Origin of the sequence: Kitasatospora sp. NPDC088346 (assembly GCF_044740765.1) — a bacterium.
Lineage (GTDB): Bacteria > Actinomycetota > Actinomycetes > Streptomycetales > Streptomycetaceae > Kitasatospora.
Window position 1 is genome coordinate 15,763 of sequence record NZ_JBIURH010000010.1, and the last position, 24,008, is coordinate 39,770.

23 protein-coding genes and 4 pseudogenes are annotated in these 24,008 nt (G+C 73.6%); 15 read left to right on the top strand and 12 right to left on the bottom strand.

What is annotated here, in order from left to right:
- Window position 1 precedes the first annotated feature (1 nt).
- Window positions 2–844, bottom strand: coding sequence for a nitrilase-related carbon-nitrogen hydrolase (locus ACIOFR_RS15845; RefSeq protein ID WP_400997007.1), 843 nt, complete (start codon window positions 842–844; stop codon window positions 2–4).
- A gap of 138 nt (window positions 845–982) precedes the next feature.
- Window positions 983–1,753 carry a hypothetical protein gene (locus ACIOFR_RS15850; protein ID WP_400997010.1) on the bottom strand — a complete coding sequence of 257 codons (771 nt, stop codon included), beginning with the start codon at window positions 1,751–1,753 and terminating at the stop codon, window positions 983–985.
- A 128-nt stretch (window positions 1,754–1,881) separates the two neighbouring features.
- On the opposite strand from ACIOFR_RS15850, the pseudogene ACIOFR_RS15855 reads away from it, so the two are divergent.
- Window positions 1,882–2,265, top strand: a pseudogene (locus ACIOFR_RS15855) (serine hydrolase); the annotation flags it as partial.
- A 109-nt stretch (window positions 2,266–2,374) separates the two neighbouring features.
- Complete coding sequence (locus ACIOFR_RS15860; RefSeq protein ID WP_400997410.1) at window positions 2,375–4,873, top strand: DEAD/DEAH box helicase; 2,499 nt, start codon at window positions 2,375–2,377, stop codon at window positions 4,871–4,873.
- Window positions 4,874–5,105: 232 nt separating this feature from the next.
- Here ACIOFR_RS15860 and ACIOFR_RS15865 read toward each other — a convergent pair whose 3' ends face one another.
- The gene (locus tag ACIOFR_RS15865; protein ID WP_400997012.1) at window positions 5,106–5,867 is read right to left on the bottom strand and encodes a hypothetical protein; all 762 of its coding nucleotides are present in this window, start codon (window positions 5,865–5,867) and stop codon (window positions 5,106–5,108) included.
- A 221-nt stretch (window positions 5,868–6,088) separates the two neighbouring features.
- Between ACIOFR_RS15865 and bioB the strand changes: the two genes are divergently transcribed.
- The 6 genes from bioB to ACIOFR_RS15895 all read left to right on the top strand — a co-directional run bounded on the left by bioB (window position 6,089) and on the right by ACIOFR_RS15895 (window position 12,300).
- The gene (gene bioB / locus ACIOFR_RS15870) at window positions 6,089–7,303 is read left to right on the top strand and encodes a biotin synthase BioB (RefSeq protein WP_400997014.1); all 1,215 of its coding nucleotides are present in this window, start codon (window positions 6,089–6,091) and stop codon (window positions 7,301–7,303) included.
- A gap of 11 nt (window positions 7,304–7,314) precedes the next feature.
- Entirely contained in the window at window positions 7,315–8,610 is a 1,296-nt protein-coding gene (locus ACIOFR_RS15875; RefSeq protein ID WP_400997016.1) for an adenosylmethionine--8-amino-7-oxononanoate transaminase, read from the top strand.
- Entirely contained in the window at window positions 8,607–9,341 is a 735-nt protein-coding gene (bioD, locus tag ACIOFR_RS15880; protein WP_400997018.1) for a dethiobiotin synthase, read from the top strand. Before ACIOFR_RS15875 ends, bioD begins: the two co-directional genes overlap by 4 nt.
- Window positions 9,342–9,533: 192 nt before the next feature.
- Complete coding sequence (locus ACIOFR_RS15885; protein WP_400997021.1) at window positions 9,534–10,013, top strand: cupredoxin domain-containing protein; 480 nt, start codon at window positions 9,534–9,536, stop codon at window positions 10,011–10,013.
- Window positions 10,014–10,176: 163 nt separating this feature from the next.
- Window positions 10,177–10,833, top strand: a complete 657-nt coding sequence (locus ACIOFR_RS15890; protein WP_400997023.1) for a class I SAM-dependent methyltransferase — start codon at window positions 10,177–10,179, stop codon at window positions 10,831–10,833.
- Window positions 10,834–11,139: 306 nt separating this feature from the next.
- Complete coding sequence (locus tag ACIOFR_RS15895; protein ID WP_400997025.1) at window positions 11,140–12,300, top strand: ROK family protein; 1,161 nt, start codon at window positions 11,140–11,142, stop codon at window positions 12,298–12,300.
- A gap of 163 nt (window positions 12,301–12,463) precedes the next feature.
- Here the strand turns inward: ACIOFR_RS15895 and ACIOFR_RS15900 are convergent, their stop codons facing one another.
- Window positions 12,464–13,252 (bottom strand): GntR family transcriptional regulator, encoded by a 789-nt coding sequence (locus tag ACIOFR_RS15900; protein WP_400997028.1) that lies wholly within the window; start codon window positions 13,250–13,252, stop codon window positions 12,464–12,466.
- 233 nt (window positions 13,253–13,485) lie between these two features.
- Between ACIOFR_RS15900 and ACIOFR_RS15905 the strand changes: the two genes are divergently transcribed.
- Window positions 13,486–14,289, top strand: coding sequence for an exodeoxyribonuclease III (locus ACIOFR_RS15905; RefSeq protein WP_400997031.1), 804 nt, complete (start codon window positions 13,486–13,488; stop codon window positions 14,287–14,289).
- Window positions 14,290–14,357: 68 nt separating this feature from the next.
- Here ACIOFR_RS15905 and ACIOFR_RS15910 read toward each other — a convergent pair whose 3' ends face one another.
- The 4 genes from ACIOFR_RS15910 to ACIOFR_RS15925 all read right to left on the bottom strand — a co-directional run bounded on the left by ACIOFR_RS15910 (window position 14,358) and on the right by ACIOFR_RS15925 (window position 16,999).
- Entirely contained in the window at window positions 14,358–14,897 is a 540-nt protein-coding gene (locus tag ACIOFR_RS15910) for a DUF6368 family protein (protein WP_400997034.1), read from the bottom strand.
- A gap of 269 nt (window positions 14,898–15,166) precedes the next feature.
- Window positions 15,167–15,712, bottom strand: a complete 546-nt coding sequence (locus ACIOFR_RS15915) for a hypothetical protein (protein ID WP_400997037.1) — start codon at window positions 15,710–15,712, stop codon at window positions 15,167–15,169.
- A gap of 134 nt (window positions 15,713–15,846) precedes the next feature.
- Entirely contained in the window at window positions 15,847–16,422 is a 576-nt protein-coding gene (locus ACIOFR_RS15920) for a DUF6529 family protein (protein WP_400997040.1), read from the bottom strand.
- A gap of 355 nt (window positions 16,423–16,777) precedes the next feature.
- Window positions 16,778–16,999, bottom strand: coding sequence for an ATP-binding protein (locus tag ACIOFR_RS15925; RefSeq protein ID WP_400997043.1), 222 nt, complete (start codon window positions 16,997–16,999; stop codon window positions 16,778–16,780).
- A 53-nt stretch (window positions 17,000–17,052) separates the two neighbouring features.
- On the opposite strand from ACIOFR_RS15925, the gene ACIOFR_RS15930 reads away from it, so the two are divergent.
- Window positions 17,053–17,199 carry a response regulator transcription factor gene (locus tag ACIOFR_RS15930; protein WP_400997046.1) on the top strand — a complete coding sequence of 49 codons (147 nt, stop codon included), beginning with the start codon at window positions 17,053–17,055 and terminating at the stop codon, window positions 17,197–17,199.
- 404 nt (window positions 17,200–17,603) lie between these two features.
- Here ACIOFR_RS15930 and ACIOFR_RS15935 read toward each other — a convergent pair whose 3' ends face one another.
- Window positions 17,604–17,954 (bottom strand): phosphotransferase, encoded by a 351-nt coding sequence (locus tag ACIOFR_RS15935; protein ID WP_400997048.1) that lies wholly within the window; start codon window positions 17,952–17,954, stop codon window positions 17,604–17,606.
- Between the two features lie 266 nt (window positions 17,955–18,220).
- Between ACIOFR_RS15935 and ACIOFR_RS15940 the strand changes: the two genes are divergently transcribed.
- Window positions 18,221–18,415 carry a hypothetical protein gene (locus tag ACIOFR_RS15940; RefSeq protein WP_400997050.1) on the top strand — a complete coding sequence of 65 codons (195 nt, stop codon included), beginning with the start codon at window positions 18,221–18,223 and terminating at the stop codon, window positions 18,413–18,415.
- Between the two features lie 117 nt (window positions 18,416–18,532).
- Here the strand turns inward: ACIOFR_RS15940 and ACIOFR_RS15945 are convergent, their stop codons facing one another.
- From ACIOFR_RS15945 to ACIOFR_RS15955, 3 genes and pseudogenes are all read right to left on the bottom strand, one after another.
- Complete coding sequence (locus ACIOFR_RS15945; protein ID WP_400997052.1) at window positions 18,533–19,756, bottom strand: GDSL-type esterase/lipase family protein; 1,224 nt, start codon at window positions 19,754–19,756, stop codon at window positions 18,533–18,535.
- A gap of 275 nt (window positions 19,757–20,031) precedes the next feature.
- A pseudogene (locus ACIOFR_RS15950) lies at window positions 20,032–20,283 on the bottom strand (beta-galactosidase); the annotation flags it as partial.
- A gap of 283 nt (window positions 20,284–20,566) precedes the next feature.
- Window positions 20,567–21,063 (bottom strand): annotated as a pseudogene (locus ACIOFR_RS15955) (beta-galactosidase); the annotation flags it as partial.
- On the opposite strand from ACIOFR_RS15955, the pseudogene ACIOFR_RS15960 reads away from it, so the two are divergent.
- The 4 genes and pseudogenes from ACIOFR_RS15960 to ACIOFR_RS15975 form a co-directional block, all read left to right on the top strand.
- Window positions 20,986–21,294, top strand: a pseudogene (locus ACIOFR_RS15960) (alpha-galactosidase); the annotation flags it as partial. The pseudogenes ACIOFR_RS15955 and ACIOFR_RS15960 sit on opposite strands and share 78 nt — an antisense overlap.
- A gap of 103 nt (window positions 21,295–21,397) precedes the next feature.
- Window positions 21,398–22,168, top strand: coding sequence for a hypothetical protein (locus ACIOFR_RS15965; protein ID WP_400997054.1), 771 nt, complete (start codon window positions 21,398–21,400; stop codon window positions 22,166–22,168).
- 315 nt (window positions 22,169–22,483) lie between these two features.
- The gene (locus tag ACIOFR_RS15970; protein WP_400997056.1) at window positions 22,484–22,897 is read left to right on the top strand and encodes a hypothetical protein; all 414 of its coding nucleotides are present in this window, start codon (window positions 22,484–22,486) and stop codon (window positions 22,895–22,897) included.
- Window positions 22,840–23,931, top strand: a complete 1,092-nt coding sequence (locus ACIOFR_RS15975) for a hypothetical protein (RefSeq protein WP_400997058.1) — start codon at window positions 22,840–22,842, stop codon at window positions 23,929–23,931. The genes ACIOFR_RS15970 and ACIOFR_RS15975 overlap by 58 nt, the downstream gene beginning before the upstream one ends.
- Window positions 23,932–24,008: the final 77 nt, after the last annotated feature.

Here is a 24,008-nt window from a genome sequence, read left to right on the forward strand (position 1 = left end):
CTCAGGCCTCGGTGAGCGGGCCGTACGCGTCGGGACGGCGGTCGCGGTAGAAGGCCCACTGCTGGCGGACCTCCTCGATCAGGTCGAGGTCGAGGTCGCGGACGACCAGCTCCTCGTCCTTGTCGGAGGCCGGCTCGCCGACGAACTGCCCGCGCGGGTCGACGAAGTAGGAGGTGCCGTAGAAGTCGTTGTCCCCGTACTCCTCGACGCCCACCCGGTTGATCGCGGCGATGTAGTACTCGTTGGCGACGGCGGCGGCCGGCTGCTCCAGCTGCCAGAGGTAGGCGGACAGCCCCCGGCTGGTCGCCGAGGGGTTGTAGACGATCTCGGCGCCGCCGAGGCCCAGGGCCCGCCAGCCCTCCGGGAAATGCCGGTCGTAGCAGATGTAGACGCCGACCTTGCCGACGGCGGTGTCGAAGACCGGCCAGCCGACGTTTCCGGGCTTGAAGTAGTACTTCTCCCAGAATCCCTTCACCTGCGGGATGTGGTGCTTGCGGTACTTGCCGAGGTACGAGCCGTCTGCGTCGATCACGGCGGCGGTGTTGTAGTAGAAGCCGGACTGCTCGATCTCGTACACCGGCACGACGATCACCATGTGCAGTTCGCGGGCCAGGTCCTGCATCCGCCGGACGGTCGGCCCGTCCGGTACCGGCTCCGCCCAGGCGTAGTGCTCCGGCTCCTGCACCTGGCAGAAGTACGGCGCGTTGAAGACCTCCTGGAAGCCGATGATCTGCGCCCCGTCGGCGGCCGCCGCCCGGGCGGCCCGCTCGTGGGCCGCGATCATCGTCTCCTTGTCACCCGTCCACGCGGTCTGGAACAGGGCCGCGCGCACCACTCGACTCATCGGTCTTCTCCTTCGACGAAGGCGCTGTAGACCGTCGAGCGTAGAAGTTCCGGGCCGTCCTGTGCAGTGCCACGCTGTAACGCCACGCGGGTCAATTCGTTGCGCGGCGAAATACCGACCGCCCGATGATCGGACAGGTCAGAAGAGCGTCCCCGCCAGCGCCGCCACCCCGCCCAGGACCAGCCCCGCCCGGATCGCCCGGCCGAGCGCCGCCAGGTCGCCCGGTGCGGGCGCGGGTTCCTCGGGCGGGAGCACGGCCAGCAGGACCCGGCGCTCGCCGTGAGCCGCGCGCCGCCAGGGGTACGTGGTCGGGTGCCCGCCGGGGTTGGCCCACCACGGGCCCGCCGGGCCGGCGATCGCGGTGATCCGCCCGTCCGTCGTGTGCACCGTCCAGCCGGGCAGCTCCCGCGCCGGGACCACCCCGGTCAGGTCCAGCGGCACCAGGCCCTCGGTGAAGCGGTCCGCGAGGTGCCCGAGCAGACCGCCCGGGTAGGGCGCCCCCGGGTGGAACAGCAGCGACGGCAGCTCCTCGCCCGGGCCGCCGGACATCCCGGGCTCCAGCCGGTCCGCGCCGCGGGGCCGGTCGTCCGGCCGCCAGGCCGCCGCCTCCGGCAGGCCCAGCCGCACCCGGGCCGCGGCGATCTGGGCCGGCGCCCACACCCGGGACGGTCCGCACCCGGTGTGCGTGCGCACGGCGGTGTGCAGCTCGGCACCCGGCCCGTCGATCCGTACCCCGTCGACCGCCGCCGGGCCGGACGCGTCCACCGGCCGGTCGCACAACGGGCAGGGCGCGCCGTCGGGCCCCGCCGCCGCGCCCGCGAGCAGCCGCCGGACCCCCGGGTTCGCCCCGCCCGCGCCGGGCTCGCTCCACTGCTCGTTCAGGACGGCCTCCTCGGTCGGGCGGGCCACCGCGCCTGGACGGCGTACCGGGGCGGCACACACCTTAGGGCTCGACCGAACCGGCGGGGCCGGAATCGGGTCCCCTCACTCGCCGGGCGGCCGGAAAATGCGGCCGCCCTCGCCGGGCGGTCTCCTAGGTCGCGACCGTGGCCGAGCACGAACCGCGGCTGCCCCGCCCCTGGCGTCCGCTGGCCGAGGTGGACGAGTCCCTGCTGGCCCTCACCGGCCCCTGGTACTGGGGAGCGCAGGCCTTCGCGCTGCGGCTGCGGGAGGGGCGGGCGCTGGAGCTCGCGCCGCTGGGCGCGTCCGCCGGCCGGGTCTCGCGCTTCCGGGCCGAGGCGGACGGCAGCTGGACCGGCCTGGACGGGTACTACGCCGGCGAGAGCCTGCGGGTGGTCCGGACGGACGGCGGCCCGGGCGTCCACCTCGACCTCGGCTCGTTCGTGCTGACCCGGGAGCCGTACGGGCCGGCCGGGGCGGTGCCGGGCGGCGTCGACCCGGGCGGCTGGCGGGCGTTCTGAGCCCGCCGGGCCCCGCCCTCCGCGGGGCGGGGCCCGGCGGCCGCCGTGCACGCCTTTGCCCGCGGTGATCCCGAGCAGGCAAGATAGGCCGGTGACCCTCCTGGACCTGATGCCGAAGCCCGCCACCCCCGACGCCCTCTACGAGACCTTCGCCGAATGGACGGCCGAGCGCGGCATCACGCTGTACCCGGCCCAGGAGGAGGCCCTGATCGAGCTGGTCTCCGGGAACAACGTCATCCTGGCGACCCCCACCGGCTCCGGCAAGAGCCTGGTGGCGGCCGGCGCGCACTTCGCCGCGCTCGCCGAGGGCAAGCGGACCTTCTACACCGCGCCGATCAAGGCCCTGGTCTCGGAGAAGTTCTTCGACCTGTGCAAGATCTTCGGCACCGACCAGGTCGGCATGATGACGGGCGACGCCAGCGTCAACCCGACGGCGCCGATCATCTGCTGCACCGCGGAGGTGCTGGCCAACATCGCGCTGCGCGACGGCGACCGGGCCGACGTCGGCCAGGTGGTGATGGACGAGTTCCACTTCTACGCGGAGCCGGACCGCGGCTGGGCGTGGCAGATCCCGATCCTGGAACTGCCGCACGTGCAGTTCCTGCTGATGTCCGCCACCCTCGGCGACGTCCGCCGCTTCGAGGAGGACCTGACCCGCCGCACCGGCCGCCCGACCACGGTGGTGCGCTCGGCCACCCGCCCGGTGCCGCTGTTCTACGAGTACCGCCGCACCACCATGCACGACACCCTGGAGGAGCTGCTGAAGACCGGCCAGGCTCCGGTCTACGTCGTGCACTTCACGCAGAAGGAGGCGGTGGAGCGGGCGCAGTCGCTGATGAGCATCAACATGTGCTCGAAGGCGGAGAAGGACGCCATCGCCGACCTGATCGGCGGGTTCCGCTTCACCACCAAGTTCGGCCGCAACCTCTCCCGGTACGTGCGGCACGGCATCGGCGTTCACCACGCCGGCATGCTGCCGAAGTACCGGCGGCTGGTCGAGCGGCTCGCCCAGGCCGGACTGCTGAAGGTCATCTGCGGGACGGACACCCTGGGCGTCGGCGTCAACGTGCCGATCCGCACGGTGCTGTTCACCGCGCTGTCCAAGTACGACGGCATCCGGGTGCGCACCCTGCGGGCGCGGGAGTTCCACCAGATCGCCGGGCGCGCGGGCCGGGCCGGCTTCGACACCGTCGGCCAGGTGGTCGCGCAGGCCCCCGAGCACGTGATCGAGAACGAGAAGGCCGTCGCCAAGGCCGGGGACGACCCGAAGAAGAAGCGCAAGGTGGTCCGGAAGAAGGCGCCGGAAGGTTTCGTCGGATGGACGGAGGAGGGCTTCGAGAAGCTCATCGCCGCCGACCCGGAGCCGCTGGTCTCCCGCTTCAAGGTCAGCCACGCGATGCTGCTCTCGGTGATCGGCCGCCCGGGCAACGCCTTCGAGGCGATGCGCAAGCTGCTCACCGACAACCACGAGGAGCGCGCGGCCCAGCGCCGCCACATCCGCAACGCGATCGCGATCTACCGCTCGCTGCTGGACGGCGGCGTGGTCGAGCGGCTGCCGGAGCCGGACGCCGAGGGCCGGATCGTCCGCCTGACCATGGACCTCCAGGAGAACTTCGCGCTCAACCAGGCGCTGTCCACCTTCGCGCTGGCCGCCTTCGAGCTGCTCGACCCGACCTCGCCCTCGTACGCGATGGACGTGGTCTCGGTGGTCGAGGCGACCCTCGACGACCCGCGGCAGATCCTCGCCTCGCAGCAGAACAAGGCCCGCGGGGAGGCCATCGGCGAGATGAAGCGGGACGGCATCGAGTACGAGGAGCGGATGGAACGGCTCCAGGAGATCACCTACCCGAAGCCGCAGGAGGAGCTCCTCTCGCACGCCTACGACGTCTACCGGCGCGCGCACCCGTGGATCGGCGACCACCCGCTGCAGCCGAAGTCCGTGGTCCGCGACCTGTACGAGCGGGCGATGACCTTCAGCGACTACGTCGGCCACTACGACCTGGCGCGCACCGAGGGCATCGTGCTGCGCTACCTGGCCGGCGCGTTCAAGGCGCTGGAGCAGACCGTCCCCGAGGACGTCAAGACGGACGACCTGAAGGACGTCATCGCCTGGCTGGGCGAGCTGGTCCGGCAGGTCGACTCCAGCCTGCTGGACGAGTGGGAGCAACTGGCCAACCCGACCGACCCGCAGGCCCCCGAGGTGCGCCTCGACGACAAGCCGGCGCCGGTCACCGCGAACGCACGGGCCTTCCGGGTGCTGGTGCGCAACGAGATGTTCCGCCGGGTCGAGCTCGCCGCGCTGGAGAACTACCGGGAACTCGGCGAGCTGGACGGCGAGTACGGCTGGGACGCCGACCGCTGGGCGGACGCGATGGACGCGTACTGGGAGGAGTTCGACGACCTGGGCACCGGCCCGGACGCGCGCGGACCGAAGATGCTGCTCATCGAGGAGGACGAGGAGGAGGGCTCCTGGCGGGTCCGGCAGATCTTCCACGACCCCGAGGGGCACCAGGACTGGGGCATCAGCGCGGAGGTCGACCTCTACGGCTCGGACGAGGAGGGCCGCGCGGTGCTGCGGGTCACCGCGGTCAACCGGCTGGACGGCTGAGGACGGGGCCGGGGGGGGGGGGGGGCCCCCCCCCCCCCCCCCCCCCCCCCGGGCCCCCCCCCACCCCCCCCCCCCCCCCCCGCGGGGGGGGCCCCCCCCGCGGGGGGGCCCCCCCCCCCCGGGGGGGGGGGGGGGGGCCCGCGGGGGGGGGGGGCCCCCCGGGGGGGGGGGGGGGGGGGGCCGGGGGGGGGGGGGGGGGGCCCCCCCCCCCCCCCCCCCGGCCCCGGGGCGGTCACATCCAGATGAACGGCAGGCCGGCCGTGTTGGCGACGACCCGGGTGGCGTCGTCGAGACCGTGCTCGGTGTCGGGCGCCGTGCTGCGCAGGTCGGCGAAGCGCGAGACGGTGACGGTCAGGTAGTGACCGACCGCGGCGACCCGGTGGGTGGTCAGCGGCTGCTTGCCGGCCGGCGGCGTGCTCGGGGCGGGGACGCCCTCGGGCTGGACGAACTGCAGGGCGGGCGTGGCCTCGCGCAGCACCTCCTCGGCCTTGAGGGCGGCGGCGTCGTCCGCGAAGCGCAGCACCGTGACGCTGCTCTGGACCTGCTGGTCGAGCCGGGTGAAGGAGACCCCCAGGTAGCCCTGGCAGCCGGCCTCGTGCAGCGGGTCGTGGGCCCGGTCCTGGAGGATCTCGGTGCAGTCCGCGCCCTGGCGGGCGCCGGTGCGGCGTCCCTTGTAGCCGTCCTGGTCGATGCCGCGCTGGGCGGGGAAGTACCGCTCGGCGAGGAACGCCTGGGCCTCGGTCAGCGGTTGGGCCGGGGCCGCGCCGGGCACGGGGGTGCCCACGGCGGGTCTGTCGCTGGTGGGGCCGAGGCCGGGGAGCAGGTCGCCGGGGTTGGGCCGGGTCACCACCCAGCCGACGGCGACGGCCGTCCCGGCCAGTGCCGTCCACAGGGCGAGGCGACCGGCGGTCACCCGGCGTCCCCGGCCGTGCGCGGGCGCCGCGTGGTGCTGGTGGTCGGCCGGTGACGAGGTGCTGTCCCCCTGCGTGGTCATGGCGGAGATTCTAAGCAGCAGGTCATACCGGTCCGATGATGGGCCCGGATTGGCCGCGCGAAGCAGCCGTGCACGCCCTCCGCGTACGCCGTGCGCCGGGAGTGCGTGACCCGCACCACTACCCGCGGCATCCGTACTGTGACAACTCGCACACCCCGGAGCGGATCTTCTGGCGGGTTCCCTCTGGCGAAACGCGAGCTCCCCCAGGCAGGATCAGGCGCATGGATCTGCTCGACACCCTCACCGCCAAGGGCCTGCGCCGGGAACTCCCCACCCGCGAGGAAGCCCTGGCCGTTCTCGCCACCACCGACGACGAGCTGATGGACGTGGTCGCGGCCGCCGGGCGGGTCCGCCGGCAGTGGTTCGGCCGCCGGGTCAAGCTCAACTACCTGGTGAACCTCAAGAGCGGTCTCTGCCCCGAGGACTGTTCCTACTGCTCGCAGCGGCTCGGTTCCAAGGCCGAGATCCTCAAGTACACCTGGCTGAAGCCCGACCAGGCCGCCGAGGCGGCGGCAGCGGGCCTGGCCGGCGGCGCCAAGCGGGTCTGCCTGGTCGCCAGTGGCCGCGGCCCGACCGACCGGGACGTGGAGCGGGTCGCCGACACCATCTCGGCCATCAAGGACGCCCACGAGAACGTCGAGATCTGCGCCTGTCTGGGCCTGCTCTCCGACAACCAGGCCGAGCGGCTGCGCGCGGCCGGCGCCGACGCGTACAACCACAACCTGAACACCTCCGAGGGCACGTACGGCGACATCACCACCACCCACACCTACGCGGACCGGGTGGACACCGTGAACAAGGCGCACGGCGCGGGCCTGTCGGCCTGCTCCGGCCTGATCGCGGGCATGGGCGAGAGCGACGAGGACCTGGTCGACGTGGTCTTCGCGCTGCGCGAGCTGGACCCGGACTCGGTGCCGGTCAACTTCCTGATCCCGTTCGAGGGCACCCCGCTGGCCAAGGAGTGGCACCTCACCCCCCAGCGCTGCCTGCGGATCCTGGCGATGGTCCGGTTCGTCTGCCCGGACATCGAGGTGCGGATCGCCGGCGGCCGCGAGGTGCACCTGCGCACGATGCAGCCGCTCGGCCTGCACATCGCCAACTCGATCTTCCTCGGCGACTACCTGACCAGCGAGGGCCAGGCCGGCCAGGCCGACCTCGAAATGATCAAGGACGCCGGCTTCACCGTCGAGGGCGCCGAGGAGGTGACGCTGCCGCAGCACCGTGCGCACGTCACCGGCGGCTGCGGCTCGGCCCCGGCCGCCGCCGACGCCTGCGGCACGGGCGGCGGCTGCGGCCCCTGCGGCGGCCACGGCGAGCCGGCCGCGGCCACGACGCCGGACCTGACGGCGGAGCCGGCCGACGGCGACGAGCTGCGCAGCGACCTGGTGAAGGTCCGCCGCCGCGGCGCGGGCACCGAGCTGGCCCCGAACGCCTGAGGTCCGTACCCGTGACACACGCACAGCACCTGCTCGGCCTCGACCGCGCGCACGTCTGGCACCCGTACGGCCCGATGCCGGGCACCAGCACCCCGTACCTGGTGGAGTCCGCCTCGGGCGTCCGGCTGCGGCTGGCCGAGGAGGTCTGCGGGCAGCGGGAACTGATCGACGGGATGTCCTCCTGGTGGGCGGCGATCCACGGCTACCGGCACCCGGTGCTGGACGAGGCCGTGCGTGACCAGCTCGGCCGGATGAGCCACGTGATGTTCGGCGGGCTCACCCACGAGCCCGCCGTCCGGCTCGCCGCCCGGCTGGTGGAGATCACCCCGGAGCCGCTGCACCACGTCTTCCTCGCCGACTCCGGCTCGGTGGCGGTCGAGGTCGCCATGAAGATGTGCCTGCAGTACTGGCAGTCGCTCGGCCGCCCGGCCAAGCACCGGCTGCTGACCTGGCGCGGCGGCTACCACGGCGACACCTTCCACCCGATGTCGGTGTGCGACCCCCAGGGCGGGATGCACCACCTGTGGGGCGGGGTGCTGCCCGGCCAGGTCTTCGCGGGCGAGCCGCCGGCCGGTTCCGACGCGCCGCTCGACCAGGCGTACGCCGCCGAACTCGCCGACCTGATCGAGCGCCACGCCGACGAGCTGGCCGCCGTCATCGTCGAGCCGGTGGTGCAGGGCGCCGGCGGGATGCGCTTCCACTCCCCCGCGTACCTGCGACTGCTGCGCGACCTGTGCGACCGGCACGACGTCCTGCTGGTCTTCGACGAGATCGCCACCGGCTTCGGCCGCACCGGCGAACTGTTCGCCGCCGACCACGCGCAGGTCTCCCCGGACGTGCTCTGCCTGGGCAAGGCCCTCACCGGCGGCTACCTGACGATGGCCGCCACGCTGTGCACCGCGCGGGTCGCCGACGGCATCAGCCGCGGCGAGATGCCGGTGCTGGCGCACGGCCCGACCTTCATGGGCAACCCGCTGGCCGCCGCCGTGGCCAACGCCTCGGTCGACCTGCTGCTCGGCCAGGACTGGCGGGTCGAGGTCAAGCGGATCGAGGCCGGCCTGACCGCCGGGCTGGCCGGCGCCGCCGCGGCCCCGGGCGTCCGGGACGTCCGGGTGCTCGGCGCGATCGGCGTCGTCCAGCTCGACCACCCGGTCGACATGCGGGCCGCGACCGAGGCGGCCGCCCGCGAGGGCGTCTGGCTGCGGCCGTTCCGCGACCTGATCTACACCATGCCGCCGTACGTCACGGACGACGCCGACCTGGCCCGGATCACGGCCGCCGTCACGGCCGCGGCGGTGGCCGGATGAGCGTCCTCTTCGTCACCGGTACCGGCACCGAGGTCGGCAAGACCGTCGCCACCGCCGCCGTCGCGGCCCTGGCCGGCCACCGCGTCGCCGTCCTGAAACCCGGCCAGACCGGCGTCGCCGCCGGCGAGCCCGGCGACGCCGCCGAGGTGCTCCGGCTGGCCGGCCCCGCGGTCACCACCCGCGAGCTGGCCCGCTACCCCGAACCGCTGGCGCCCGACACCGCCGCCCACCGCTCGGGCCGGCCGACCCTCGGCCCCGGCCGGGTCGCCGAGGCCGTCGCCGCCCTGGCCGCGGAGCACCACCCCGTCCTGGTCGAAGGCGCCGGCGGCCTGCTGGTCCGCTACGACGAGGCCGGGCACACCCTCGCCGACATGGCCCGAGCCACCGCCGCCCTCGGGCTGGACGTGGAGGTCCTGCTGGTCGCCGCCGCCGGGCTCGGCACCCTCAACACCACCGCGCTCACCGCGGAGGCCCTGCGCGCCCGCGGCCTCACCCTGCGCGGGGTGGTGGTCGGTTCCTGGCCCGCCGAACCGGACCTGGCGGCCCGCTGCAACCTCGCCGACCTGCCGGCCGTGGCCGGTGCCCCCCTGCTCGGTGCCCTGCCGCAGGGCGCGGCGGCCGAGGGCGGCGAGGCCTTCCACGCCCTGGCCCGGGCCTCGCTGGGCCCGGCGCTCGGCGGCGAGTGGGACGCGGCCGCCTTCACCGCCCGGTTCAGCCCGCCGCTGCCGTAGCGCCGGGGCGCGATGCCCTGCGCGGGTCACCGCTCAGGTCACCGCGCGGGTCACCACTCGCGTCCCCGCTCGGCCGTCCCGGTGACCCGCCGGGCCCGCCGGGTGTGTACGGCTGACTCCGGGGCCCGCCCTGGCCGACGCTGGCCGTCTGCCGCCCGTTCCGGTCGGGCGGCCGGACGAGACGAGGCCCTGATGAACGAGGAACTGCTCCCCACCCGGCGGCACGCGCTGCTCGGCACCGCCGGCGCGGCCGTCACGCTGCTGCTGGCCGCCTGTTCCAGCAGCACCAGCGGATCGGTGACCACCACGACGGCGACGCCCTCGGCGAGCCCCTCCCCGTCCGGGAGCGCGGAGTCCCCTTCGGGCTCCGCCTCCGCCTCGGCCTCGGCCTCCGCCTCGGGCTCGGAGTCCGCTGCCGCGACGGCGTCCATCTCCATCAAGGACTTCGCCTTCCACCCGGACACGCTCACCGTCGCCCCCGGCGCCACCGTCACGGTGACCAACCAGGACACCACCGCGCACACCCTGACCTCCTCCACCCCGGGCGCGTTCAACACCGGAACCCTGAACCCCGGCCAGTCCGCCACCATCACCGTTCCGAAGGAGCCGGCCGGCTACCAGTACACCTGCACCATCCACCCCAACATGCAGGGCGTCATCGCCGTGCAGTGACGGCTGCGGCCACGACTGCGGGTGCGGCCACGGGCGCGGGTGCGGCAGCCCGCGCGCCGGGGTGGCCGGGGCGGCCGGGGCGGGTTGCGACTGACGGACCGTCAGGTCGCATAGAGTCTGCTGGACCGGCCCGTCGGGCCGGACGCCCCCGAGGAGGACCACCGTGTCGGCCACCACCGCATCGGTCGCGGAGTTCATCGCATCGCAGACCCGCCTCGCCGCCGTCCCGTTCGTCCCCGAGGTGCGGCTGCACCTGGCCGACGAGGCGATCGCCCTGTGGGAGCGCACCGAGTCCGAGAAGGGCGAGATCGGACTGCCACCGCCGTTCTGGGCGTTCGCCTGGGCCGGCGGGCAGGCCGTCGCCCGCTACGTCCTCGACCAGCCCGGCACGGTGGCCGGCCGCCGGGTCCTCGACCTGGCCGCCGGCTCCGGCCTGGTCTCGATCGCCGCCGCCCTGAGCGGCGCCGCCTCGGTCACCGCCGCCGAGATCGACGAGTACGCCGTCACCGCGATCACCCTCAACGCGGCGGCCAACCGGGTCACCGTCGACGCCCGCTGCGTCGACCTGCTGGACGGCGACGGGGCCCCCGCCGACGTGGTGCTCGCCGGGGACGTGTTCTACGAACGCGGCATGGCGCAGCGCGTCCTGCCGTTCCTCCAGCGGGCCGCCGCGCGCGGCGCCCTGGTGCTCGTCGGGGACCCGGGACGGGCCTACCTGCCGCGCGAACGGTTCACCGAGATCGCCTCCTACCGGGTGCCGGTGGTCGCCGACCTGGAGGACAGCGCGGTCAAGACCTCGGTGGTCTGGCAGCTGGGCTGACCCCGGCCCGCCGGCTCCCGCCCCACCCCGCGCACCGTTCACGCTGAGTCCCGCCGACCTCACGGTGCGATCACGGGATACCTACCGTTTCGATACCGAAGCCGTTATGAGCTGCGGAAACGCTCGCGGGCCACGGCCGCCCCCGAGTAGGCTCCGGCTGAGCCTCCGGGTGTGTCACGCCGCCGTGCGGCGGCACGCGGGGGCGGACTCCGGCGGCAGCCCCGGCAGCGGCACCACCGCGGCGGGGCGGGCCGCGCACTCGGCACCGCGCGCCAGAGCTGTCGCGCGAAGCGGAAGGGCAGCGACTTGGCGGATCGGCTCACCGGAGGGGACTCCTCGCTGCTGCGGCGGATCAACGCGGCGGTCACCCTGAGGGCGTTGCGGGACGGGCGGTCCGTGACCCTCACCCAGCTGGTCGGCGACACCGGGCTGTCCCGGCCGACGGTCGAAGGCGTGATCGAGGGGCTGCTGGAGTCGGGCCTGGTCGCCGAGGTGGACCACAGTCAGGAGAACGGCCGTCAGCGGGGACGCCCGGCCCGCTGGTTCCGGTTCCGGGCCGAGGCCGGACACGTGCTGGGCGTCGAGATCGGCGTGCACGACATCCGGATCGTCCTGGCCGACCTCGCCGGCGAACTGGTCGGCACCCACTCCCGGCCGGTCGACGAGACGCTGGAGGCCGAGGAGCGCCTCGGGCTGGTCCGCTCGATGGTGGCCGAGGTGCTGCGCAAGGCCGGCATCTCGCGCGACAGCCTCTGGGCGGTGGCCGTCGGCACCCCCGGCATCGTCGACCGCGAGGGCACCGTGCAACTCGGCACCGCGATGCCCGGCTGGACCGGCCTGGACATCGGGGCGCGGCTGCGCCGCTCGTTCCGCTGCCCCGTCGTGATCGAGAACGACGCCAACCTGGCCGCCATCGCCGAGCACTGGAAGGGCGCGGCCGTCGGCAAGGGCGACGTGGTCTTCGTGATGGCGGGACTGAGCCCCGGCGCCGGCTCCCTGATCGGCGGCCGGCTGCACCGCGGCTTCGGCGGCGCCGCCGGCGAGATCGGCGCGCTGCACCTGCTCGGCCGTCAGGCGACGCCGGAGCGACTGCTGTCGACCACCGGAAAACCGCTGGACCCGCTGGACGAGGCGGCGGTCGCCCGGGTACTGCGGCTGGCCCGGGAGGGCGACGAGGTGGCCCGGGGGGCCACCGACCGCTTCCTCCAACGGCTGGTGCACGACGTCGCGGCACTGGTCCTGGCCCTGGACCCGCAACTGGTGGTGGTCGGCGGCTGGGCCGCCGGCCTGGACGGCGTGCTGGAGCCGCTGCGCGAGCAGCTGGCGCTGTTCACGCTGCGGGCGCCGGAGGTGGCACCGGCCGCGCTCGGCTCGGAGGTGGTCGCGATGGGCGCCCTGCGGGTGGCGCTGGACCACGTCGAGGAGCAGCTGTTCGCGCTCGACCCGCCGGCGGCGACGGGGCGCTGAGGCGTGCCGTGTCCGGGCGGCGGGCGTGGGCGGGGGGTGACGGTGGCCGGGAACGGCTGACCGGGTGGCAGCCTCCCGGTGGAGGCCGCCACCCGGTCGGCAGCGCGTTCGGTGGTGCGTTCGGTCGTGGGTTCGGTGGTGCGTCGTGTGCGGGTGGCTCGACTCAGGAGGCCGAGCGGGCCGGCGTACCGCCCTGGACGGGGGTGACCTCGACCAGGCCCGTCTCGCCGAAGGTGAGCCTGCAGGTGTCGGCGCGGTAGGTGGAGACCGCGAGCGCGACCAGGCGGCCGGCGGCGGCGTACTGCGCGGTGACGACCAGGACGGGGGTGCCCGGCGGGCGCTCCAACAGGGACGCCTGCTCGGCCTCGGCGACACCCAGCTCGACCGAGCGGGACTCGCCGTCGACCCCGAGCCGCTCCAGCTGGCGCAGCACCGAGCGGGCGCGGTCGGCCTGGCCGTCGGCGCCGACCAGGTGCGGCAGCGCGGGCAGCCGCGGCACCGCGGAGTCCGGGACGTGCAGCGACTCGGTGGCGACGGCCACACCCTGGAGCATCCGAACCCGGCGCACGGTGTGCACGGTGGCGCCCTCGGCGATGCCGAGCGCCCCCGCGAGCTGTGTACCGGCCGGGGCGCTGACGCAGTCGATCACGCGCCAGGCCTGGCTGCGGGCGGTGCCGGGCCAGCCCTCCTCGCGACTGTTGACCGGGACGCCGACGCGCGGGGCGGCGATCAGCGTGCCGATCCCCCGGCGGCGGACCAGCCGGCCCTCCAGCTCCAGCTGGTCGAGCGCCTGGCGCAGGGTCGCCCGGGCCACGCCGAAGCGGGCGGCGAGCTCACGCTCGTTGGGCAGGATCTGGCCGGTGGAGAACTCCGCGTCGATGGTGCGGACCAGCACCGTACGCAGGTGCCAGTACTTCGGCTCCGGCACCGCCGCGAGCTTTTCCTGAGCCACCGCTTGAGTCACCGTGTCCTCCACCCTGAAGGAGTGCCGCCAAGGCCTCCCCGGCGTTTCGGCAGGTGGGGCGGCCGGGCTTTATCCGTCCTTCTTTATTAAAGGTCCTTGCAGTAAGCGACCCTAGGGCTTGCTCCGCGAGATGGTCAAGACCAATGACCGCACCCGGCGGGCGCCCGCCCGCACCCCGGACGCCGCCCGGATCGTTCGCGCCGGTCCGGTACCCTCTCGGGGTGATCGTGGTTTCGACAGTGAACGTGAACGGCATCCGGGCCGCCGCCAAGAAGGGCCTGGTCGAGTGGCTCGCGGCCACCAAGGCGGACGTGGTCTGCCTCCAGGAGGTCCGCGCCGAGCCCGGCCAGATCCCCGCCGAGCTGCTGGAACTCGACGGCTGGCACGCCGTGTGGGCGCCCGCCACCGCCAAGGGCCGGGCCGGGGTCGCCGTGCTGTCCCGTCGGGCACCGGAGCGGACCGTGATCGGCTTCGGCTCCGACGAGTTCGACGATGCGGGCAGATACGTCGAGATCGACCTGCCGGGGCTGACCGTCGCCAGCCTCTACCTCCCGTCCGGCGAGGTCGGCACCGACCGCCAGGACGAGAAGGAACGCTTCATGGCGGAGTTCATCGTCCACCTCGACCGGCTCCGCACCAGCGCCGCCGCCGAGGGCCGCGAGGTCCTGGTCTGCGGCGACTGGAACATCGCCCACCGCCAGGACGACCTCAAGAACTGGAAGTCCAACCAGAAGAACGCCGGCTTCCTCCCCGAGGAGCGCGCCTGGCTGACCCGCGTCCTCGACGAGACCGGCTACGTCGACGTGGTCCGCGGCCAACACCCCGACCAGCCCGGCCCGTACTCCTGGTGGTCCTACCGCGGCCGCGCCTTCGACAACGACGCCGGCTGGCGGATCGACTACCAGATGGCCACCCCGGGGCTCGCGGCCAGGTGCGTCGAGGCGTACGTCGAGCGCGCCGCCACCCACGCCGAGCGCTGGTCCGACCACGCTCCGGTCACCGTGGTGTACGACCAGGGGTACTGACCGCACCTTCCGTGGTCTCCGTGGCCGGCGCGTCGAGGCCGGGTGCGGAGACGGCCGCGCGGCGCGGGCTAGCCCAGGCGGAACCCGGGGTGCAGCGCCCAGGACCGGAGCATCTCCTGCGAGCCGAACACCCGCCCCCACCCGTCCGCGTGGCCGAGGAAGCCCGGCAGAGCCCGGACGGCGGGCAACTGGCGCTCGGAGACCTCGATGTTGACCACCCCTCCCACGATGTCCATCACCGAGGCGGTCAGCATGGCCGCGGTGACGTGGTCGACCTGACGGTTGCAGGTGCCGATGACGTGGAGGTCGTAGGCCGGGGTGAAGCCGATCAGCCCGCCCAGGTCCAGGTCCGGGTAGTCGTGATCGCCTGCGAAGACATCCTCGTAGGCGTAGCCCGGTCCGCCGAACGAGACACAGAACGGCCTGGAGTGGTCCGGATCGTCAGCTGTCGCGATGCCCAGACGCTGCGGCACGACCCCCATGAAGTAACTGTCGGGCCGCTCCTGCGTGAAGTGATCCGACAGCTCCACCAGCAACTCGCGTAGCCGCTCCTCCGTCTCGCCGGGGATCCGTCCGGCCAACTCGATCGAAACCCCTGGTCCACTCATGGTGATGCTCCCCGCGGCTTCGGTGTGATGTCGAGGTCCCGCTGCTCGCCCCCGTCGAGCTCCTCACGGGGTCGGGCAGCGTCAGGACAGTACCGCGACCTCCCGGCCGAGTCCCACCCCCAGCCGACCACCCGGGCCCGGCCCCGCGACCAACCCGCAGACCTGTGACGGGGGCAGCGCCGGCGCCCCCGTCAGCTGACGTATCGTCATGTCGGGTCGCAGCAGAGCTCTTTGGGGCGCCGGAAGGCCGGCTGGCGATCGGCGGCGGCTCAGTCGTTGTCGATCTTGCTGCCGGCGGGGTCGAGAACGTACCAGCCGGCGCCGAAGGCGGTCGAGCCCTCACCGGTCGTGTCACCCGGTTGGTGATCCCCGGCGAAGTAGTAGAGCGGGTGGCCGTGGTACGTGACCTCCAGGCTGTGGTCGGCGCGGGTGATCGTGCCGAGGTCGGCGGCGCTGACCCCCGTACCCGCGTGCGGCGTGCCGGTCGTCGTCAGCGGTGGCCAGGCCGCGGCACAGGCGCCGTCGCAGGCGGACATCGTCGGGCTGTCCTTCTCGAAGAGGTACAGCGTGCGGCCCTGCCCGTCGGTCAGGATCATGCCGAGCTTCGAGCCGTTCGCCGCGACCACGGCCCCGGCCGCCCCTGCCTGGCCGGAGGACTGGGTGCCAGGGGCCTGGGAGGCGGGAGCCGGGGAGGAGGCCGGCGGGGAGGAATAGGCCGGTGCCGGTGCGGCCTTCGAACCGCCACCACCACCGCAGGCCGCTGCTCCCAGCGCGAGGGCGGGCAGCACCGCGGCTGCCCAGGCGAGACGTCGCATGATCGACGCTCCTTCCAGTGGACCGTCGGCCCCGGTGCCGTGGCCTGGCGAGCGGCCCACCCCTCAGTACGTGGAGAACACCCCGACCGTTCATCCGCGCACGCGGAAAGTCCCTGTGTACCGTCCCGGCGCGATCACAGCCCGGGGACCTGGTAGCCGTTCAGGAACCAGAGCGCGCCCGAGTACCACATCAGGCCGATCGCGCAGACCAGCGCCCCGCCCGTGGCCGGAAGCATCCAACCGGGCAGCCGGCGGTGCCGTACCACGATCACCTTGGCCACGAAGGCGCCGTACAGCACGCACCCGGTGACCGAGTGGAGCGCCACCCGGGGGCTGCCGAACTGCACACCGTAGGTGACCAGGCAGTGCTCGGCGATCGGCAGCGAGAGCAGGAAGGCGAGCAGCCCGAGCAGCCGGTGGACGGTCGGCACGGGCCCCGGCGCGGGACGGGGCGCGCCCGGCAGCCGCCCGTACATCCACAACGCCAGCACCAGCTGGACCAGCGCCAGGCCGAACAGGGCGCTGCCCAGCTGGCCCTTCAGCCGGTTGGCGTCATCGCCGCGCTGACCGAAGAGCGCGCTGGTGTAGTCGGGCGTGTGGGCGCGGCCGAACCAGTACAGGCCGAGCGTGACCGCCACCGGCAGGAGCGCCCACAGCAACACCTGCCACGGCCGGATCCGGGGCAGGTCATCGGGAACGGTCGGTCGCATCGGCACTCCTCGGACGATCAGCGTTGCCCTCACCATCTGCCACCGGCGGCGGCCCACGTCCATCAGGCGCGCCGACAACGCCCCCGGCGCGGGGCACCTTCGGTGGCCGCTGAAGTTCTGACCGGCGGGCTTGGCGGCGATCAGGCCCAGGCACCGGCCGTGGGGCCAACCGGCCGGAGGGGTCGGGGTGGAAGGACGCGTCCTCGGTGCCCTGGGTGACGCCGGTCGTCAGGAACCGGGCCCACTCCGCGGGGCGGCGGACGGCGCCCGCGAGGGTGGCCGCGAGGGTGGCCGCCACCCAGCCTTCCCCTGAGAAAGCCGTTGTCGTACCGATCGTGCTGGACCGCGGTTCGGCTCAACTGCTCGACGGGGTGACCTCGCCGGACGGCGTGACGCGCAACGGGTGACAGAAACCGGCCAGCACCGGTCGCCCCTCCCGGGCCAGCACGGCGCTCGCCTCGGCGATCAGCCGGGACTTGCCGATCCCGGCCTCGCCCTCCACCAGTACCACCGCAGGCGGCCGCCGCACCGCGCTGAGCAGCAGATCGAGCTCACGTTCCCGGCCGACGAACCGCAACGGCCCGGCCGACCCGGCGCGAGCTGCAGGTCGCGAAGCTGGTCGCGCGGGGAATGAGCACCAAGGAGATCGCCGCGCACCTGGTGATCTCGCTGCGGGCCGCCGAGAACCACGTCGAGCACCTCCTCGCCAAGCTCGGCTTCTCCTCCCGGACCCAGATCGCGGTGTGGGTGCCGCAACACCCGGCGGGCCGTTCGTAGCACCCGGTGTCCACCGTCGGTGGCGCCTGGCGGGTCGGGTACCACGGCAACGCGGCCGCCCTGCCCCACCAGCCGGAGGCACTCCGACGCTTCGCCGCCCGCCTCGCGTCCCCCCGCCCGTCTTCTACGAAGACCGCATCCGCCCGGACACCGACCCGACCCGGAGCCCGCCCCGCTTCGAGGACCTCACCGTCGCCGTCATGGGCGGCGCCCACCGCCTGCTGCTCGTTCCCGGTCCCTGGGCCCTGGCCGGCACCGAAGCCCGGATCCGCATCGCCGTCGGCCTCCTCACCGCCGCCGGTTGCGCCCGCATCATCACGCTCCCCGCTTCCCTGAGGCCGGTCCGGCGTCGCCCTCCGGTCTGACACACGCCTGGGGGGACGTCGCCCGCCGGGGCGGGATGCTCAGTCCGACAGTTCCCACAGCAGCCGGTAGTAGGTGGTCCGTTCCGGGTCCGGCTCGACTCCGTAGGCTTCGAGCAGTGGCTCCTCCCATCCCGGACCGTAGTTCCACCGCGTGCTCCAGGTGGCGACAGCGAGGTCGGCCCAGCGGTCGACGTGTCCCGTGCACGTACCGTCGTCACCGAGCAGGGTGTTGGGAGCGCAGGCGTCGCCGTGGCAGACGACGAGCCGGTCGACGGGCGGGATGTCGGTGAGCGCACCGAGCGCGCGCTCGACGGTGCCGAAGTGCTGAAGGTCCTGGGCCCGGCGCCCTCGCCGAGTACCCGTGGCACCACGGTGAACCTCGCCGCCCACCGCAGGCGGGCCACCTCGGCCGCAAGGTCGATACCGCTGCCGACCGGCGCCCACTTCACGAACTGCCGTGTCCCGCCCGAGCCGACCTGGAACGTCAACCCGCCGAGCTCGTTCTTCCACACGGCCCGGAGCGGGCGCCCCGCCGCGAGCTCGGCAGCGGCACACGGAGGTTGGACGGGCCCCTGGGGCGAAGCGGCGATCATCCGTTCATTCTCACCGGGGCGGCCGCCGGCCGACCAACCGTTTCGGCGGCGTTCGACGGCGCCGTGGTGACGGTCGAGGTCAGGGACTCGGGGATGTGGCACGGCCGCCGCTCCGCCCGCCGCATCGCGGAGGACGGCGTCACCGGCGGGCGGGGCCTGGCCCTGGTCGAGCGCTCCAGCACCTGGTGGCGCACCTTCCTGTCCCCGGTCGGCACCCGCGTCGTCGCCTGCCTCGCCGTTCACCCGCAGACCGCCTGAGGCGAGGACGGACCCCTGCGGATCACCCGCCCGCCCGCGGGGCTCCGGGCCGCACCGCCGCAGGCGGACGAACGTCCTCCTGCGGCGGTGGGCCGCCCGGCTCGGGGCACCGCCGCGCTACGGCCGGCGCCCTGGGCTCAGCGGGGAGCGTGCTCGATCAGCGGCGGAACCACCCGTCGTGTCAGCCCAGTTCATCGAGGTAGACGCCGGAGGTGTCCTCCCCGGGGTGTTGTGGCAGGTGTAGTTCCGGCCGGCGGGCCGGGCGTTGATCAGGGAGAGGCAGCGGCCGAGTGCCAACTGGCCGTAGTAGTTGGGGTGCATGGACTCCTGACGGGTGCCCTGGCTCAGCCCGGTGGTGAGGAAGCGGGCCCATTCGCTGCCGCTCTCCGAGGGGCCGTGGCTCGACGTGGCCAGGGAGGCGCCCGAGGAGCACACCTCGTGTCCCTGCAGCAGGTCCTGCAGGTCGAGGAACTGGACGCCGCGGTCGGCGGCGACGTCCGCCAGCCGGCCGGACATCTGCGGGACCAGGCTGTCACGGGCCCAGTTCGCATCGCCGTCGCCGACCGGGCAGCCGCCGTCGTTGGTGCGGCGCCAGCCGGACGCCGGGTAGCGGTTCTCGGCGGCCCGCGGGATCGGGGACGGGTACGACTGGAGCACGATCCGGTAGGCGGACCGCCGGTACCCGGCGCGGTCCATGACGGCGCGGATCTCGTCGATGGACTTGCCGACGTTCTCCATCGCGGCGTCGATCCGGGAGTCGACCGCCTCCTGCTGATCGTCCCGACACGAGGACCAGGTCTCGTAGGACTTGACGCAGCCGGCGATGATGTCGGAGAAACCCAGGTCGTTGCCGCCCACGGACAGCACGACGAGGCCGACGGTCCGCTTGGCGGCGACGGCGGCGAGCTGGTCGGCCTGCGGCTTCTCCCCCTTGAAGGCGCGGCCGCCGTGGTCGGCCCGGAAGACGTTGGTGGTCTTCGCGCCGGAACAGGCGAGGTTCACCGCCTTGGCCGTGCCGAACGCGCTGGTCACCTCGGCGGAGTCGGAGCGGTCGCAGCCGCCGGCGTAGCTGGCGCCGTAGACCCGGGCGGCGTCGTACGTACCGGAGGAGTAGGCGCGGTCGGTACCGGCTCTGCTGCCGGTGAACGTGTCGCTGTTGCCCTTACAGCGGCCGCCCTCGCCGGAGACGAAGCTGTCCCCCATGGCAACGGCGCTCTTGGTGTCGGCATGGGCGGGCAGAGCCACGGCGAGCTGACCGGCGGCGGCCAGCGGAAGAGCAAGGGCGGTGGCGATCAGGCGTGCGCGGCGGCGCGATGCGGCCGGGACGCTTGTGCGGTTCATCTGAGCTCCTGAATCGTCCCCGCCTCCGTAGGGGCGGGGAGGCGCAGTGGGTGGGGAGTGAGGGTGGAGCGCTCCCGGCCGAGGAACAGCCGGGACATCAGGTGGGCCGGGTCAGCCGGTCGGCCGGCTGGGGCACGGGGTTGGCTCTCGTCCGGCCGGGATTCCCGGGCTGTGCGACGACGGATGTCGTCAGGTCGGCCACCGCGGGGTGCGGGGCAGGTCGAAGCGGCGCCGCGTGCCGTGCACGCGGCGCCCGCCGGGCGGTGCCACCGGCGTCACTCGTCGAGGGGGCCCAGGTCGGGCCGGCCCCTCAGCTCGACGGTGCGGGTGGCCGTGGCGTGGAGTTCGAGGACGGTGATCTCGTTGCGGCCGGGACGCAGGACCGGCGCTGGGACGTGCAGGGTGGTCTGCGGGCCGCGGGACCAGTAGCGGCCGAGCGGCAAGCCGTTGACCCACACCAGGCCCTTGGTCCAACCGGGCGGGGCGAGGCAGCCGTCGGCGACGTCCACGAGGTGGAGCCGGCCGCGGTGGAAGGCCGGGCCGACCGCGGGTGCGGCGGGGGTGAAGGCGAGGGCGTGCTCGTGGTTCTCGCGTTCCGAGCTGTTCCATGGTCAGCGGGCGGTCGGCGACGACCGCCCGGCCGAACAGGTGCGCCTGGTCGAACCGGCCGGCGCACTCGGTGAGTTCGACGGTGGTGGGGGCGAGCTTGGGAGCAGCGGCGGGCAGCGGCTCGTCGGGGACGGGTGCGTACTCCGCGATGACCACGCGGAAGGCCCGGTGCTTCGGGGTGGGGTCGCCGGCCTCGTCGAGGAGGGAGTCGTGGTCGCAGGAGGTGACGGTGGGCCGGTAGGTGCCCTTGTCGTCGGCGCCGTTGGTGAAGCCGAAGTTGGTGCCGCCGTGGAACATGTGGATGTCGACGGAGGCTCCGGCGGCGAGGAAGCGCGGGTCGCGGCTGCGCGGGTCGACGCCGTCCTCGGCGAGCGACCAGGACGGCAGGCCGCCGCCCTCCCACTCGGCGCAGACGTACGGGCCGGGGCGGAGCAGGACGTGCAGGCCGTCGTCGGCGGCCAGGTCGAGGAAGCGGGGAAGGTCGAGACCTCCGTCCAGCCGGAATTCACCGGGCCTGGGGCGTGGAGGTTCCAGGGGACGTAGGTCTCGACCGTGTCGAGTCCCAGCAGCCGTGCCTTGTGGACCCGGTCGGCCCACTGCTCCGGGTGGACGCGGGAGTAGTGCAGTCCGCCCGAGACGATGCGCAACGGTCGGTCGTCGAGACGGAATCCGTCCGCGGCGATCTCCAGTCGACGCATGGCTGCGGTGCTCCTGGAGGGTGGGGACGGGATCAGTTGACGGGGCGGCAGAGGAGCGCGTCGGGGGCCCCGCCGTGGCTCACCACCGGCCGCACCACACCCCTGCGCTTCCGGTTCCACGTCGCCATGGCCGGAGCCCTCGGCCTCGGCGGCGACCTGACCCACTGGACCGCGGACGAGCTGACCGAGGCCACCGAACTCGTCGCCCGATACAAGGAGATCCGCCCCCTGGTCCAGCACGGCAGCCAGCACCGGCTGTCCGGCCCGGGCGGCGTCCGCCCCGCACCTGGCCGAGGCCACCCGGGGCGAGGTCCGGCTCGGCCTCGGCCTGCTCATGGTCACCCAGGCGGGCGACCGCGCCGGCTTCCGCCAGATCGAGCGGGCCGCGACCGAGCTGGCGAGCCGTCCGGAACGGTCGGCCCGGGCGATGGTGGCGCTCGCCCTGAACGAGTGGGACGGCGGGGCGGACCGCGCCGGGGAGTGGATGGACCGGGCCGAGGCCACGGTCGCCGACAGCCGCGACGACGGCATGCGGGCGGCCGTCCGGGCGTCCCGGATCAGCCTCATGGCCAGAGAGGGCGACCCCCGGCTCTGGTCGCTGCTGGAACAGCTGCCGCAGGAGTCGGACGACGAGGAAGTGGAGCGGCAGACCGCCCGCGCCGTGCACAACGCCGGCACGTTCACCTCCGAACTCGGCCAGGACGCCCGCGCCCGCGAGCTCCTGGCCGGCAACCAGGAACGCGCCGACCGGTCGGGCATCCCGTACCTGGGGGTGTACGGACGGGCCACCCTGCTGAGCCTGGACTTCACGGGCGGCCACTGGGACGGCCTGGAGGAGCGGCTGGCCGGACTCGCCGACGAGTACCCCGACCTCATCCTGGTGAGCGTCGAACGCGCCCTCGTCCTCGGCGGACTGGCCGCGGCCAGAGGCCAGCACAGCCAAGCCGTCGAACACTTCGGCGCCGCGGCGGCGTACGGCGACACCCACTCCGAGGTGAGCGTGGCACTCCGGGCCGCCGCCGGGCTGGTCGGCCTCCGGCTGGCCCAGAAGGCCAGTACGGACTGCTGCGCACCATCGACCGCGCGCTCGGTCTCAAGCCGCTGACCAACAACGACGCCTACGCGGCGACGGTCAACGACGCCTGGACGCACCCGGCCGCCGGATAGCCGACCACTCCGGCAGCGAAGTCCGCCCGTCACCAGGACCAGCCGCCGGTTGCTCCGCGGGCTCCGGACCCTTCCCCGGAGTCCGCGGAGCGTTCCTCGCAGATCTTTTCGTCCGAACTGCTTCGCCTCCCCCACCCTGGAGTGAACCCATGAGCTCGACCGCGCCCAATCGCTTCCTCAGAGCAGCCGTCACCGAGCCCTGCCCGCCACGCTGGTCGCGGGCGCCCTGCTGATCAGCGCGCTCCCCGCCTCGGTGGTCGCGGCGACCCCCGCCGCCGCCGCGTCCTCCGTGCTGACCGGCAAGCAGCTGGCCGCGTCCTGGTCCGGCCCGCTGTCCACCCGCGGTCGCTACATCGTCGACACCAAGGGCAACCGCTTCAAGCTCAAGGCCGGCAACTGGTCCGGCGCCCAGGGCACCTGGGAGGGCAACGGCAGCGAGAGCGATCCGGCCAACCACCAGGCCCACCAGATGTCCAACAACATCCCGCTCGGCCTGGACCGCACCCCGATCAAGCAGATCCTCGCGGACTTCCACGCCCTGGGCCTCAACACCATCCGGCTGCCCTACGCCGACGCGATGATCAACGACGGCAGGGCATCCCGCAGGGCATGTTCTCCCACGGCCGCCCGATGCTCACCCCGGTCCGCAACCTCTCCAACACCCTGATCAACTCCGGCAAGCTGGTCTACTCCGCCCACTTCTACGGCTTCACCGGCCCCAACCACACCGGCTCGTCCGGTGGTTGGCAGAACGGCGAGACCAACGACCCGCGCTACCGCGACCTCAGCCCCCAGGACCTCGAAAAGGTCGTCAACGACCAGGCCCTGTTCGTCCCCCAGTCCGGCCAGCACTTCACCGCACCGGTGTGGGTCAGCGAGTTCGGTACCGGCGGGCGCGGCCAGACCGACCAGAAGGAGAAGGACTGGTTCAACCGCTTCACCGACATCCTGGTCAAGAACGACACCGACTTCGCCGTCTGGCCCGTGACCGGCTGGACCACCGACGGCAAGCCCAACGACAACTGGGCGATGATCTCCTACGACGAGAACGGGAATCGGCAGAGCGTCCTCGACTCCGGCGACTGGCGCACCAACGCCTGGAACAAGCTCGTCAACGCCACCGGCAAGACCGGCCAGGTCGCCAAGGCCGACCGCTGGAACATGATCAACCTCGACCACGACAACCAGAACGCCTCGTCCTGGGTCCGCGCCAACTCCCCGATCACGACCCCCGGCAACCGCCAGGGTTCCCGCCCCGACGGCGAGCGCCTGATCGGCCTCAGCCGCGAGAAGCACCGCGGCCTGTGCACCGACGTCAACGCACCCGCCACCAGGTCCGACAACTGGGAGATCGTCACCAACGCCAAGTACACGACCAAGGACTGGGCCCCGGGCTGGGAGAAGGCCCAGTGCCCGGTGGGCTCCATGGTGGCCGGCTACAGCATGTGGGACACCGCGTTCACCAGCGTGATGTGCCAGCCCGTGGCCAAGCGGCTCGGGACCACGGACCGCGTGGTCTGGTTCGACCGCGGTGACAACCCGGCCCTGAACGCCAAGCAGCTCAGGAGCGACTGGGCGCCCTACGACTACAAGGGCCGGTGCGACACCGACGAGTACCTCGCCGGCGTCGCCTTCAACTGGTCGTCGAGCCAGAAGTACCACGACACCCCCGACGCCCTCCTCTGCCACCCCCTCGACTGACCTGACCCGAGCCGACCGCCCTCCCTGCCGGGAGCACCTCCTCCCACCCGGCGCCCACATCTGCGCCGGGTGGGAGG

Coding starts and splice junctions, on each gene's coding strand:
- ACIOFR_RS15845 (WP_400997007.1), bottom strand. CDS start 844: ATGAGTCGAGTGGTGCGCGCGGCCCTGTTCCAGACCGCGTGGACGGGT.
- ACIOFR_RS15860 (WP_400997410.1), top strand. CDS start 2,375: ATGCCGAAGCCCGCCACCCCCGACGCCCTCTACGAGACCTTCGCCGAA.
- ACIOFR_RS15865 (WP_400997012.1), bottom strand. CDS start 5,867: ATGACCACGCAGGGGGACAGCACCTCGTCACCGGCCGACCACCAGCAC.
- bioB (WP_400997014.1), top strand. CDS start 6,089: ATGGATCTGCTCGACACCCTCACCGCCAAGGGCCTGCGCCGGGAACTC.
- bioD (WP_400997018.1), top strand. CDS start 8,607: ATGAGCGTCCTCTTCGTCACCGGTACCGGCACCGAGGTCGGCAAGACC.
- ACIOFR_RS15885 (WP_400997021.1), top strand. CDS start 9,534: ATGAACGAGGAACTGCTCCCCACCCGGCGGCACGCGCTGCTCGGCACC.
- ACIOFR_RS15910 (WP_400997034.1), bottom strand. CDS start 14,897: ATGAGTGGACCAGGGGTTTCGATCGAGTTGGCCGGACGGATCCCCGGC.
- ACIOFR_RS15915 (WP_400997037.1), bottom strand. CDS start 15,712: ATGCGACGTCTCGCCTGGGCAGCCGCGGTGCTGCCCGCCCTCGCGCTG.
- ACIOFR_RS15920 (WP_400997040.1), bottom strand. CDS start 16,422: ATGCGACCGACCGTTCCCGATGACCTGCCCCGGATCCGGCCGTGGCAG.
- ACIOFR_RS15930 (WP_400997046.1), top strand. CDS start 17,053: ATGAGCACCAAGGAGATCGCCGCGCACCTGGTGATCTCGCTGCGGGCC.
- ACIOFR_RS15945 (WP_400997052.1), bottom strand. CDS start 19,756: ATGAACCGCACAAGCGTCCCGGCCGCATCGCGCCGCCGCGCACGCCTG.
- ACIOFR_RS15965 (WP_400997054.1), top strand. CDS start 21,398: ATGGTCACCCAGGCGGGCGACCGCGCCGGCTTCCGCCAGATCGAGCGG.
- ACIOFR_RS15975 (WP_400997058.1), top strand. CDS start 22,840: ATGTTCTCCCACGGCCGCCCGATGCTCACCCCGGTCCGCAACCTCTCC.